The 10,145-nt window shown below is 75.7% G+C and carries 10 protein-coding genes and 1 pseudogene; 6 read left to right on the top strand and 5 right to left on the bottom strand.

Going from position 1 to position 10,145, the window contains the following annotated elements:
• Positions 1-343: pseudogene (locus IE321_RS30095) on the bottom strand (MFS transporter); the annotation flags it as partial.
• 145 nt (positions 344-488) lie between these two features.
• Between IE321_RS30095 and IE321_RS30090 the strand changes: the two are divergent.
• Positions 489-1,055, top strand: coding sequence for an NADPH-dependent FMN reductase (locus IE321_RS30090; protein ID WP_190225214.1), 567 nt, complete (start codon positions 489-491; stop codon positions 1,053-1,055).
• 24 nt (positions 1,056-1,079) lie between these two features.
• Here the strand turns inward: IE321_RS30090 and IE321_RS30085 are convergent, their stop codons facing one another.
• The 3 genes from IE321_RS30085 to IE321_RS30075 form a co-directional block, all read right to left on the bottom strand.
• A complete protein-coding gene (locus tag IE321_RS30085) occupies positions 1,080-1,367 on the bottom strand; it encodes a hypothetical protein (protein ID WP_043226818.1) in 288 nt (95 codons plus the stop codon).
• A gap of 23 nt (positions 1,368-1,390) precedes the next feature.
• On the bottom strand, positions 1,391-1,555 hold the full coding sequence (locus IE321_RS30080) for a hypothetical protein (RefSeq protein WP_158983402.1): 165 nt from the start codon (positions 1,553-1,555) through the stop codon (positions 1,391-1,393).
• A 63-nt stretch (positions 1,556-1,618) separates the two neighbouring features.
• The gene (locus IE321_RS30075; RefSeq protein ID WP_190225213.1) at positions 1,619-2,851 is read right to left on the bottom strand and encodes a serine hydrolase domain-containing protein; all 1,233 of its coding nucleotides are present in this window, start codon (positions 2,849-2,851) and stop codon (positions 1,619-1,621) included.
• A gap of 392 nt (positions 2,852-3,243) precedes the next feature.
• Between IE321_RS30075 and IE321_RS30070 the strand changes: the two genes are divergently transcribed.
• Positions 3,244-4,959: a phytoene desaturase family protein gene (locus tag IE321_RS30070; protein ID WP_190225212.1), complete on the top strand. Its 1,716-nt coding sequence runs from the start codon at positions 3,244-3,246 to the stop codon at positions 4,957-4,959.
• Positions 4,956-5,594, top strand: a complete 639-nt coding sequence (locus IE321_RS30065; RefSeq protein WP_226652030.1) for a histidine phosphatase family protein — start codon at positions 4,956-4,958, stop codon at positions 5,592-5,594. The genes IE321_RS30070 and IE321_RS30065 overlap by 4 nt, the downstream gene beginning before the upstream one ends.
• Before the next feature lie 38 nt (positions 5,595-5,632).
• Here the strand turns inward: IE321_RS30065 and IE321_RS30060 are convergent, their stop codons facing one another.
• A complete protein-coding gene (locus tag IE321_RS30060; RefSeq protein ID WP_043226760.1) occupies positions 5,633-6,376 on the bottom strand; it encodes a PIG-L deacetylase family protein in 744 nt (247 codons plus the stop codon).
• A gap of 148 nt (positions 6,377-6,524) precedes the next feature.
• Between IE321_RS30060 and asnB the strand changes: the two genes are divergently transcribed.
• The 3 genes from asnB to IE321_RS30045 all read left to right on the top strand — a co-directional run bounded on the left by asnB (position 6,525) and on the right by IE321_RS30045 (position 10,125).
• Positions 6,525-8,333, top strand: coding sequence for an asparagine synthase (glutamine-hydrolyzing) (asnB, locus tag IE321_RS30055; protein ID WP_190225211.1), 1,809 nt, complete (start codon positions 6,525-6,527; stop codon positions 8,331-8,333).
• Positions 8,320-9,282 (top strand): 2-methylaconitate cis-trans isomerase PrpF family protein, encoded by a 963-nt coding sequence (locus IE321_RS30050; protein WP_190225210.1) that lies wholly within the window; start codon positions 8,320-8,322, stop codon positions 9,280-9,282. Before asnB ends, IE321_RS30050 begins: the two co-directional genes overlap by 14 nt.
• Before the next feature lie 96 nt (positions 9,283-9,378).
• The gene (locus IE321_RS30045; RefSeq protein WP_043226763.1) at positions 9,379-10,125 is read left to right on the top strand and encodes an SDR family oxidoreductase; all 747 of its coding nucleotides are present in this window, start codon (positions 9,379-9,381) and stop codon (positions 10,123-10,125) included.
• The last annotated feature ends 20 nt before the right edge of the window (positions 10,126-10,145 follow it).

Genomic DNA, 10,145 nt, shown 5'->3' with positions numbered 1-10,145 from the left:
CGAGGGCGCCGGCGAGGCCGGGCTCGGCGGCGGCGAGCGCGGCTCCGGCGAGGACGAGGACCGCCGCGACCCGCAGCGTCCCGCCCGGTCCCCGGCGCCGTCCGGCGGCGGTGAGCAGCGGTGTGCCGGCGGCCATGCCGATCCCGAACACCGTGAGGAGCCAGGCCGCCGCGCCCACGGACACCCCGAGCGAGGCGGCGGCCTGGGGCACGACGAGAGCGGGGCCGGAGACCCCGGCGGCGGCCGGGGCGGCGAGCCCGGCGAGCAGTAAGCCGCGTCTGTGGGAGGGGAGTTGAACGCGCGGGGCGGTGACGGGGTGGGCCCCCGGACGGGTGGTCGTCATGCCGCGAGAGAACTACACCGTTCGGTTCACTGTCAAGACTGAACTGTTTGGTTGACAGGCTGAACCGATCGGTTTAGCTTCGTCCCCGTCGCACCGCCGCCGGCCCTCCACCACCCGCCGACGGCCCGTCACCCAGGGGGATTCCATGACCGCCACCGTGCTCGCCGTCTCCGGCTCGCTCCGCGCCGACTCGCACAACACGCTCCTGCTGCACGCCGCCCGCAAGTTCAACCCCGGCGGCCTCGACATCGAGATCTACGAGGACCTCCGCGCGATCCCGCCGTACGACCAGGACCTCGACCACCCCGACCGCCGCCCCGCCGCCGTCGCGGAACTGCGCCGCCGGGTCACCGAGGCGGACGGCCTGCTCATCGCCACCCCCGAGTTCAACTACTCGGTGCCCGGCGTGCTCAAGAACGCGATCGACTGGATCTCCACCGACGGGACCCGCACCGAGGGCCTGCCGCTGCACCGCAAGCCGATCGCGATCCTCGGCGCCGCGCCCACCAACTTCGGCACGGTCCGCGCGCAGCTGGCGCTGCGCCAGGTCTTCGTGTGGACCGACAGCGACGTCGTGGTGAAGCCGGAGGTCCACCTCTTCCGCTCGCACGAGCGCTTCGACGCGGACGGCACCCTGACCGACGAGACGTCCGTCGCGCTCCTCCGCGATCTGCTGACCGCGCTCAGGACGAAGATCGAGAACCGCGCCTGACGGCCGTCACGGCACCCGCGGGCGTCAGGCGCGGCGGGCGAGCACCAGCACCGCCGCGGCGGTGAGCGCGGCTCCGGCCGCCATCACCCCGCGGTGCGAGCGCCACGACAGCACCGACCACCGGGACTCCGCCGAGAGGACCGAGCCGAGGCTGGCCCAGGAGCCGGCGGAGAGGACGGACGCGGCGGAGCCCACCGACCCGACGGACAGGAAGGACCCGACGGAGCCGATCGACAGCGTCGAGCCGACCGAACCGATCGACAGGAACGAGTCGCGGGAGCAGAGGGACCAGCGGGAACCGTCAGCGCTCATGTCCCGATCGTAGGCACGCACCCCTACCCGGCGCAGGCCGGCAGGAACTCCAGGCCCTCCGGCGTGCCGAAGCGGATGACGGCGAGATACGCCTCCGGGTAGTCGCAGCCGACCTCGGTCCACTGCACGGCGAAGAACGTCCAGACGGCGAACCCCGCGAGGAACCACCAACCCCAGCCCTTTGACATGCACAGCCCGTACCCGTGGGGCCGCCGGAGGAACCGGTTCCCCCGGCGGCCCTTCGGGCGCGGTCAGCCGCGCGGGGTGACCGAGCCCGCGTAGACGTTCTTCGGCGTGACGATCCCGGTGACCGCGCGCGCCACCAGGGTGGAGGGCTCCTGGCCGCCGCTCAGGGAGTCCGTGTTGAGCATCAGGACGAGGGTGGCCTTCTGCGAGGGCAGGTAGACGGTGACCGTCTCGTACCCGGGCAGCGAGCCGTTGTGCCCGATCCAGCCGTTCGTGTCCAGGATCCCGAGCCCGTAGGACGTGCCCGGGAAGCCGGTCGGGAGGGTCTTGAGGCGCTGCGCCTGGGTGGCGGGGCTGAGGAGTTCACCGGTGGCGACCACCCGGGCCCAGCGGCGCAGGTCGGCGAAGTCCGAGATCATCCCGCCCGCCGCCCACGCCCAGCTCGGGTTCCAGTCGGTCGCGTCGGCGGTCGCGCCGCTGAGCGTCTGGTCGGTGTAGCCGCGCGGGTGCGGCTCCGGGAACTCCGCGCCCTTCGGGAGGAAGGAGTGCCGCAGCCCGGCCGGCCGGATCACCCGCTCGTGCAGCACCCGCGCCAGCGGCCGGCCGGTGACCTTCTCGACGACCAGACCGAGCAGGACGAGGTTGGAGTTGGAGTACTGGAAGGTCGCGCCCGGCTGGAAGGTGTTGGCGTGCCGGTAGCCGTACGACACGGCCTCCCACGGGTTGAACGGCCGCTCCGGCGCGCTCAGCAGGTCGTGCTCGAAGTCGGGGTCCGCGGTGTACGGGAACAGCCCGCTGCGCATCCCGGCCAGCTGCCGCAGGGTGATCTCGTGCCCGTTCGGCACCCCCCGGACGTAGTCGTCGATCGGGTCGTCGAGCCCGACCTTCCCCTCGTCGACGAGCTGGAGCAGCGCCGTGACGGTGAACGTCTTCGTCTCGCTGCCGATCCGGAGGTAGCCCCGCGTCGACATCGGCTCGCCGGTCTTCTTGTCGGCGACCCCGGTGGCCCGGACGTAGCACCCCTTCCCCGGCATCCAGACACCGACGACGAGCCCGGGGATCCCGGCGTCCCGGCGGACCTTCTCGACGGTCGTATCGAGGCGCGAGGTGAGCGCCGGCGGCAGGCTGCTGCCGCCCCCGCCGGCGCAGGCGCCGTCGCCGTGACGGTCCGGGCCGGCGAGCGGGACCGGGGCGGGGACGGGCGCCGCCGTGGCCGGGAGCGCGGCGGGCGTGAGCGCGGCGGCCGCCAGCAGCAGGACGGCGGCGAGGAGCCGGCGGCGGGGGGTGGTGCGTCGCATGAGGGAGCGCCTTCTGGACGTGGGGGGCTTCGGGCCCGCGGGGCCGGTGGGGGACCGGGGGCGGCGGGCCGTGGGCGTACGGGCGCTGCCAGATCAGCACCGGCACCCGCGCCGGCGCCCGGCCCGTCGGCGGGACCGGCCCCGAGTCCACTCGTTCGGCGCCGCCGACCCCTTACCGGCCGCCCCCGGTCGGCCCAGCGGCCGGACGGACGTCAACCCGGCTCGCGGCCCGTCCAGGTGACGGCGCGGGGCCGCCCGCAACCCCGCCCCCGCCGGAACGTTCCACCGGGTGTCCCCTTCCCGTCCGTCACCCAGGGAGCGACACCCGTGCCCCGTCCCCCCTCCCGCACCGCCCCTCCCGGCATCCCGGCCCCCCGACGGGGGAGGCGGAGGTGACGCGCGGCGTGCTGGTGGGGCGGCGGCCCGCACCGGGCGAGGTGGCGGACGCGTACGACGCCGTGGTGATCGGCTCGGGGGCGGGCGGGCTCACCACCGCGGTCTGCCTGGCCCGGCAGGGCCGGCGGGTGGCGGTCTTCGAGCAGCACTACACCGCCGGCGGCTACACCCACGCCTACCGGCGGCGCGGCTGGGAGTGGGACGTCGGCATCCACTACGTCGGCCAGCTGGCGCCGCGCGAGCCCGTCCGGGTGCTGTCGGACTACCTGACGGGCGGCGCGCTGCGCTGGGCCCCGCTCGGGGACCCGTACGACGAGTACCGGCTGGCGGGCGAGGTGCACCGGGCCCCCGTCGGCTTCGACGCCTACCGGGCCGGGCTGATCGCCCGCTTCCCGGCCGAACGGGCCGGGATCGAGGCGCTGTTCCGGCTGATCGCCCGCTGCCGCGCCGTGCTGCCCGCCCTCGCGCTCGGTCGGCTGTCGGGGCCGGTGGCGCGCCGGCTCGCCCGGCTGCTGAGGGCTGCGGCCGTCCCGGCCGAGGCGCTGCGCCCCGCCCGCGAGGTGGTGGCCGGACTCGTCCGCGACGAGCGGCTGCGGCAGGCGGTGCTCACCCCGAGCGTGCTGCTGCTCGCCGACTCCTCCTCCCGGCTGCCCTTCTTCCTCCTCGCGGTGCTGTTCGAGCACTTCAGGACCGGGGCCTGGTACCCGGTGGGCGGCAGCGCCGCCATCGCCCGCGCCCTGGCCGAGCCGGTCCGCGCCGCCGGGGGTGAGGTCTTCGTCCGCACGCCGGTCGCCCGGATCACGCTCGACGGGACCCGGGCGACCGGCGTGGTCCTGGCGGACGGCACCCGGGTGCGCGCCCCCGTCGTGGTCAGCGCGGCGGGCGCCCACCACACCTACCGCACCCTGCTGCCCCGTCCGTCCGGCGCCGCCCCGGAGCCCGACCCCCTGGAGGGCCTGCGGAACGGCTACCCCTTCGTGCTCCTCTTCCTCGGCCTCGACGGCGACCCGGCGGAACTGGGCCTGCCCCGGCACAACCTGATGGTCACCGACGGCGACTGCGACGCCTTCTTCGACGCCGGCGCGGGGAAGGGCGTCCTCGACGGCGGCACCGGACCGGCACCCGGCGGCCTCCCCGCGGGCTCCGCCGCCCCTACCAGCGGCCTGTTCCTCTCCTTCTCCTGCGCCAAGGACCCGACCTGGACCGCCCGGCACCCCGGCCGGTCCACCGGCGAGATCCTCGCCTTCGTCGACCCCGAGCTGTTCGCGCCCTTCCGGGGCTCGCGGTGGCGGGACCGGGACCCGGAGTACCTGGCCCTCAAGGCCGCCCTCGCCGAGCGGCTGCTCGACCGGCTGTACCGCGAACTGCCCCGCACCCGGGGCCGGGTGGCGTACCACGAGCTCGGCACCCCGCTGACGGCCGAGCACTTCGCCGGCTGGCCCGGCGGCAGCCTCTACGGCCTCGCCAAGGACGTCGCCGCCTTCGGGGACGGCCACGGGCCCGGGCTCGCCGACCGGCTGCGGCCGCGCACCGCCCACGACGGCCTGTACCTCGCCGGCCAGGACGTCCTGGCCGGAGGGTTCATGGGCGCGGTCACCGGCGGGCTGCTCGCCGCCCACGAGGCACTGGACCGGCGCGGCCGGGCCCGGCTGTGGACGGGGCTGCTGGCGTCCGCAACCGGACGGTCCCGGGGAGCGTCCGACCTGGCATGACCAGCACGGACGACACCACCATGGCCGACCGCTACCTCTACCTCACCCGGCACGGCGAGGCCACGCCCGACGAGAGCGGGCTCTCGGAGGCGGGGCGGCGGCAGGCCGCGCTGCTCGGCGACCGGCTCCGGGGCGTCCCGCTGGCCGCCGTCCACCACGGGCCGCTCGCCCGCGCCGCCGAGACCGCGCGGCTGATCGGCGAGCGGCTCGACGGGGTGCCCGTGAAATCCGGCGAGGCGGCCGGTGACTACGTCCCGTACGAGCCCGCCCGCGCGGAGCTGCCGGCGGAGATCGCCGATCGCATGCTCGGGTTCCTGGAGCAGTTCCCCGCCGAGGAGCGGGAGCGGGGTCCGGAGCTGGCGGCGGAGGCGATGGCCCGCTTCACCGGGCCGGTGCCGGGGGACGAGCCGCGCCACGAGCTGCTCGTCACGCACAACTTCCTCGTCGGCTGGCTCGTCCGGGACGCGCTGGACGCGCCCGCCTGGCGGTGGATGGGCCTCAACCACGCGAACGCGGCGCTCACGGTGATTCGTTACGCCCCCGGCCGCCCGTCGGCCCTGCTCGTCTACAACGACACCGCCCATCTCCCCGCGGACCTCCGCTGGACCGGCTTCCCGCCGGACCTGCACGTCTGAGGCCGGGCGCCCGCCCCCGGTCGCGCGGTCCCCGGGGGTCAGTCGATGTGGACCGTCTGGAACGCCTCGGCCATGCGGCCCGGGGGGAGGCCCGCCGCCGTGGCGTGTTCGGAGAGCCAGGTGCGCAGGAGGCCCGCGAGGTCGTCGAAGTGGGCCGTCTGGGAGGTGTGGAGGCGCAGTGCCTCCACCTTGCGGTCGAAGACGGACGTGACGTCGATGTACTGGTTCGGCGTGGGGCCGGTCATGAGCCACAGCTCGTGGACGGTCCACGGCTCCAGGCCCTCCTCCTTGAGGAGCGAGGGGTGCGCGAAGGGGTTGCGCGCCTCGGGATAGACCGCGCGCAGGCAGGCGTCGCCGACGGCCCGGTGGTCGGGGTGGAGGTCGGCGACGCGGGCCCAGTTGATCTCGGGGGAGGGGATGATGGCCCGCTGCGGCCGCACCTCCCGGATGATCCGGCACAGGTCCCGCCGCAGGGCGACGCTCGGCTCGACGAAGCTGTCGGGGTAGCCGAGGAAACGGACGTCGGCGACGCCGCTGAGCTTCGCCGAGTGGACCTGTTCGGCGCGCCGCAGGTCGGCCATGGCCTGCCGGGGCAGCATCGGGTCGTATCCGCCGGCGTCGCCGTCGGTGACGATGCAGTAGGTGACGCGGGTGCCGCGCGCGATCCACCGCATGACGGTGCCGCTGACGCAGAACTCGATGTCGTCCGGGTGCGCGGCCACCACCAGCAGTGATTCCGGGGCGCTGCGGTCGGTGGGGTGGTCGGTCGCCAAGTCCTCCATGCGTCCAGCCTGTTGGCGGCGAGGGGGCGTCGCAAGGCCGATCCGTGGCGTGAACTGGACATGGCACTTACGCGCCATTCAAAAACTTGGTAGATTCAAATTACTGAACGGCCCATCAAAGGTTCCGGATGACACGGAGGCGACCGGCATGTGCAGGATCCTCGGCTCCTTCGCCGCCAACGCGGCCCGCCCCGACCCGGCCGCGCTCGCCTCGGCCTCGGCCCGCCAGCGCCACGGCGGCCCCGACGAACACCGGGTGCTCAGCGGCCCCGGCTGGTCCCTCGGCTGCGACCGGCTCGCCGTCACCGACCCCCGCGGCGGACAGCAGCCGTACCGCCTCCCGCACCTCCCCGGCGTCCTCGCCGTCCTCAACGGCGAGATCTACAACCACGCCGAACTGCGCCGCTCCCTCGCCGCCCGCGGCCACCGCTTCCCCGACCGCTGCGACGGCACCCTCCTTCCCGCCCTCTACGCCGAGCACGGACCCGCCTTCGCCGAGCACCTCGACGGCATGTTCGCCGTCGCCGTCCTCGACCTGCGCCCCGGCCGGGCCCAACTGGTCCTGGCCGTGGACGACCTGGGCATGAAGCCGCTGCACCTCCACCACGACCCCGAGGACGGCTCCACCCGCTTCGCCTCCGAGGTACCCGCGCTCCTCGCCTTCGGCGGCGTGCGCTTCGCCCCGCGCGTGGACTCCCTCGACACCGTCCTCGCCACCCGCACCGCCTTCTCCGCCGGCACCGCCCTCGACGGCGTCAGCGTCCTCCCGCCCGGCGCCACCGCCCTCGTCCGGCCCGGCGCCGCGCCCGTCGTCCGCCGCCGCGCCCCGCACCGGACCACGCCCCTCGGCGACACCCAGGACGTGCTGCGCCGCGAGGTCCGCCGGCTCGCCGCCGCCGACGTGCCCGTCTGCGCCGTCACCAGCGGCGGCCTCGACTCCGGCCTCGTCACCGCCCTCGCCGCCGAACACGCCCGCGAGACCGACGCCGAGCCGCCGCACACCTTCCACCTCACCTACCGCGGCAACTGGCCCGGCTCCGAGGCCGCCCACGCCCGTTCCGTCGCCCGCCGCGCCCGCACCGTCCACCACGAGATCGCCCTCGACCCCGACGAGCTCCCCTCCCTCCTCACCCGCACCGTCCGCCACCTCGGCCAGCCCAACGCCGACCCCATCGCCCTCTCCACCTACGCCCTCTTCCGCGCCGTCCGCCAGAAGGGCTTCACCGTCGCCCTCACCGGCGACGGCGCCGACGAACTCTTCGGCGGATACGACCGGATGGCGGCGGCCCTCGCCGCCCCGCCCGGCACCGACTGGGCCGCGGCCTACGCCGACGCGCTCTCCGCGGCCCCCCGCATGCTCCGCGAGCACCTCTACACCGCCGACTACCGCGCCCACATCGCCGACACCGGCTCCGCCGCCGACCGCGTCGAACAGGAGCTGCGCTCCGCCGAGGCGGCCGGGGTCGACCGGGTCACCGCGACGACCGCCCTGGAGACGCGGTGGCGGCTGCCCGCCTACCACCTGCGGCGGGTGGACCACCTCGCGATGGCGTGGGGCGTCGAGGCCCGGCTGCCCTTCTGCCAGCCGGCCGTCGTCACCCACGCCCGCGCCCTGCCGTCCGCCGCCCGCACCGGCAAGCGCGCGCTGTACGAGGCGGGCGCGGAGCTGCTGCCCGCGTCCGTCCTGCGCCGCCCCAAGCAGCCCTTCACCCTGCCGGTCGAGGCGATGATCGCGCCCGGCGGCCCGCTCCTCGACACCGTCCGCGAACTCCTCTCCCCGGCCCGCCTCGTCCTCGGCGGCAAGGTCCGCGCCGACCGCGTCGGCCGCCTCCTGGCCCGCCAACTGGCCCACCCCAACCGCCCCGACGCCCAGGCCCTCTGGGCCCTCGCCGTCCACGAACTCTGGACCGAGGTCCACCGCACCCTCCAGATCCCCGCGAACTATGCGGCGGCCTGACGCGCGCACCACGGACGCCGCGCCCGGCCGCGCCCGGGCACCCGTGGCGGGCGCCGTTCCGCGCGCCCGTCCGTGCAGCCCCGCGGACCGACGGCCCACCCGCGCCGGCACCGCGCTCCTCGTGCGGGCCCACGACGCCCCCGGCCCGACGCTCGTCGTCCCGCTCGACCGGGTGCCGGGCGGTCAGCTGGGGCTCGGGAGCGAGCTGGCCCGGCTCCCGGCCGCGTACCGCAAGATCGCGCTGTACGGGGACGACGGCGCCGGGGGCCTGCGGTACCGGTTCGTGCAGCGCCTGCCCGACGGCGGGTTCGACTTCCGGGCCGGCTGCGGGCACTCGCTGCTCGCCTGCGTCGTCGCCGAGGGCCGCCCGGGCCCGGTGACCGTCCGCGCGCTCACCACCGGCGACACCGTCCTGTGCGAGCCGGAGCCGCGCGGCCGGGACGCGTACACCCTGCACTTCCTGCGGCCCCCGGACGCCCCGGGCACGCTGCCGACCGGCCGGCCCCGGGACCGGCTGCTCGGCGTGCCGGTCAGCCTCGTCTCGTACGGGAACCCCTACGTGTTCGTGGACGCCCGACACGTCCGCGCGCCCGCCGAGGCGCACCTGCTCGCGCTCCGCGCCGAGGCCGCCCGGCTGCTGGGGCACCCGCCGGACTCCGCGCTCCCGAAGATCGCCGCGGTCGAGGCGACGGCGGCCGGGCTCTCGGTGCGCGCGCTCACCGTCGGCGGCTGGCATCCGCGGCTGGCGGTGCCGGGCGCGGTGGCGCTGGGCGCGGCGGGGGCGCTGGAGGGGACCGTCGTGCCCCGGGTCGACGGGGCGGTGCGGACCCCGGGCGGCACCGTCACCGTCTCGGCCCGCCCGGACCGGGTCAGCGTGCACCACAAGCGGGCGACGGTGCTCGGCGCCCGCCCGCTGCCGGGGCGCTGGCGTGTCCACGCAACGGCGTGAACGCGCAGCCTTCTCGCAGGTCCCGCGCCCGCTTCCTCTGCCACGCTGAAACGGACCGGCCACAGGCAGCCGTATCCGTGGGGAGAGCAGACACACATGAAATTCGAGAATCTGCGTGTCGTCGTGACCGGCGCGTCCCGCTCCTTCGGCCGCGCGCTCGCCGTCGGATTCGCCCATCTCGGCGCGGAGGTCTACGTGTCGGCGCGGACGGTGGAGGCGGCGGAGCGGACCCGGACGGAGGTGATGGGGTCGGCCCGCGACCGCATCCACGCCTTCGGCTGCGACCTCTCCCGGCCCGCCGAGATCCGGGAGTTCGCCGCCCGGGTGGGCGAACGCACCGGCCACGTCGACCTGTTGGTGAACAACGGCGCGCGCTGGCTGGACGGCATGGACCTGGAGGCGGCCGGCGACGCCGAGATCATGGAGACCATCGAGTCCACGGCCGGCGGCACCGTCCTCATGGTCAAGCACTTCCTGCCGCTGCTGCGCGGCTCGCTGCGGCCCGACATCGTGAACATGGTGGCCGTGCGGGACGCCGGGGGCGCCTCCGCGACCGCCGCCGACGGGGCGCACGAGGCGTTCTGGGCGGCGAAGAGCGCGCAGGCCGGCTTCGCGGACATCCTGGCCCGCCGGCTGCGGCCGTCCGGCGTGCGGGTCTTCTCCCTCTTCCCTCCCGACTTCTCGACCGCGGACCCGCGGTTCGCGGAGTGGGACGGCGTGCGTCCGAGCGGCGCCGAGGCCGACGACAAGCTGACCACGCAGGCGCTCTTCGAGTGCATCGTCTACGCCGTCGAGCAGCCCCGCGACTGCTTCATCCGCTCCTTCCACTTCGAGCCCCGCTGACCCCCGGACCCCCTTCCCGC

The organism is Streptomyces hydrogenans, assembly GCF_014656075.1.
GTDB classification, from domain to species: domain Bacteria; phylum Actinomycetota; class Actinomycetes; order Streptomycetales; family Streptomycetaceae; genus Streptomyces; species Streptomyces hydrogenans.
This window is presented reverse-complemented; position numbering and strand designations above follow the sequence as displayed.

Excerpts from the sequence above, each read along its gene's own strand:
- asnB (WP_190225211.1), top strand. The coding sequence starts at position 6,525 with ATGTGCAGGATCCTCGGCTCCTTCGCCGCCAACGCGGCCCGCCCCGAC.
- IE321_RS30080 (WP_158983402.1), bottom strand. The coding sequence starts at position 1,555 with ATGTCAAAGGGCTGGGGTTGGTGGTTCCTCGCGGGGTTCGCCGTCTGG.
- IE321_RS30050 (WP_190225210.1), top strand. The coding sequence starts at position 8,320 with ATGCGGCGGCCTGACGCGCGCACCACGGACGCCGCGCCCGGCCGCGCC.
- IE321_RS30045 (WP_043226763.1), top strand. The coding sequence starts at position 9,379 with ATGAAATTCGAGAATCTGCGTGTCGTCGTGACCGGCGCGTCCCGCTCC.
- IE321_RS30065 (WP_226652030.1), top strand. The coding sequence starts at position 4,956 with ATGACCAGCACGGACGACACCACCATGGCCGACCGCTACCTCTACCTC.
- IE321_RS30060 (WP_043226760.1), bottom strand. The coding sequence starts at position 6,376 with ATGGAGGACTTGGCGACCGACCACCCCACCGACCGCAGCGCCCCGGAA.
- IE321_RS30075 (WP_190225213.1), bottom strand. The coding sequence starts at position 2,851 with ATGCGACGCACCACCCCCCGCCGCCGGCTCCTCGCCGCCGTCCTGCTG.
- IE321_RS30090 (WP_190225214.1), top strand. The coding sequence starts at position 489 with ATGACCGCCACCGTGCTCGCCGTCTCCGGCTCGCTCCGCGCCGACTCG.
- IE321_RS30085 (WP_043226818.1), bottom strand. The coding sequence starts at position 1,367 with ATGAGCGCTGACGGTTCCCGCTGGTCCCTCTGCTCCCGCGACTCGTTC.